Below are 1377 nucleotides of genomic sequence, written 5' to 3'. Positions count from 1 at the left end.
CAGGGCGGTTGCAAGTTCCGGGGTCGTGCGGCTGGTCGGGTTGTGACCGGTTGGGGCGCATAACAGGGCAGGCACGGGCTTCGTGATCATTGTGGTGTCTAAGCCAGATGATCACGAGGTGGCCCGTGCCTGCTGCTGCATCCTCTCCCATCCCTGCCGTGCTGGTGAAACTGGGTCCGCTGGACACCGGCCGGATCGCCGACCTGCGCCCCTACTTCGACTCGGTGCCCGACCCGCGCGCACGGCGGGGCCGGTGGTACTCGCTGACAGCGATCCTGCTGGTGTGTGCCTGTGCGGTCGTCTCGGGAGCGAGGAGCATCGACGAACTCGCCGAGTGGGGCCAGCGTGCCCCGAACGCACTCCTGACAGTGATCGGGATCCGGCGCCACCTGCTCAGATGGCGGCGCACGCCGTCGCCGGCCACGATCGGCCGTGTGCTGGGGGCTGTTGACGGTGATGCCCTGGACCGGGCGGTGGGCGCCTACCTGGCCGACCGGCACCGCGCCGCCACCGAGCCCGCCCAGGCGCCGCCACCCTCCGCGTCCGGGCGGCCGCGCGTGATCGCCGTCGACGGCAAAGCACTCAAGGGATCAGCCCGTCTCACCGCGACGCGCCGGCATCTGCTCTCCGCGGTCACTCACGGCACCGTCGTGACCCTCGCCCAGGTGGAGGTCGGCGCGAAGACGAACGAAACCACACACTTCCGTCCGCTGCTGGCACCGCTGGGCCTGACCGGCACCGTCGTCACCTTCGACGCGCTGCACTCGGTCAAGGCGAACATCTCCTGGCTGGTCGAGACCAAGAAGGCCCACTACATCGCCGTGATCAAGACCAACCAGCCCACCGCCCACCGTCAGCTCGCGGCCCTGCCATGGCAGGCCATCTCCATCCAGCACACCACCTCCGGGACTGGACACGGACGCCGCGAGTCCCGCTCGATCAAAACCTGCTCCATTGCCGACGAACTCGGCGGAATCGCCTTTCCCCACGCCCTCCTGGCCATCCGCGTCCACCGCCGCCGCAAGCAGTCCGGCAAGCGCGAGACCCGTGAGAGTGTCTACGCCGTGACCAGCCTCGACGCCCACCAGGCCGGCCCCGCCGGCCTGGCCGCCGCGATTCGCGGGCACTGGGGAGTGGAGAACTCCTCGCACCACATCAGGGATGTCACCTTCGCCGAGGACGCCTCCACCGTCCACGCCGGGACCGCACCACGGGCCATGGCGACCCTCCGCAACCTCGCCATCGGCGTGCTGAAAACCCTCGGAGCCGACAACATCGCCAAGACCACCCGGGCGATCCGCGACGAGCCCCACCGGGCACTCCCCATCCTGGGCATCACCAACGATCCGGACACCTACGGAACTTGATCAAACCCTG

General features: G+C 69.1%; 1 protein-coding gene. It reads left to right on the top strand.

Annotated elements, in window-relative coordinates; translation table 11 throughout:
- Positions 1-158 precede the first annotated feature (158 nt).
- Positions 159-1367: an ISAs1 family transposase gene (locus C1I97_RS37290; protein WP_258382931.1), complete on the top strand. Its 1209-nt coding sequence runs from the start codon at positions 159-161 to the stop codon at positions 1365-1367.
- Positions 1368-1377 lie beyond the last annotated feature (10 nt).

The sequence above is a fragment of the Streptomyces sp. NTH33 genome, assembly GCF_003236365.1.
In the GTDB taxonomy this organism is placed as follows: domain Bacteria; phylum Actinomycetota; class Actinomycetes; order Streptomycetales; family Streptomycetaceae; genus Streptomyces.
The sequence above is the reverse complement of the archived record's forward strand: the minus strand, read 5'-3'. Positions and strand labels throughout refer to the sequence as shown.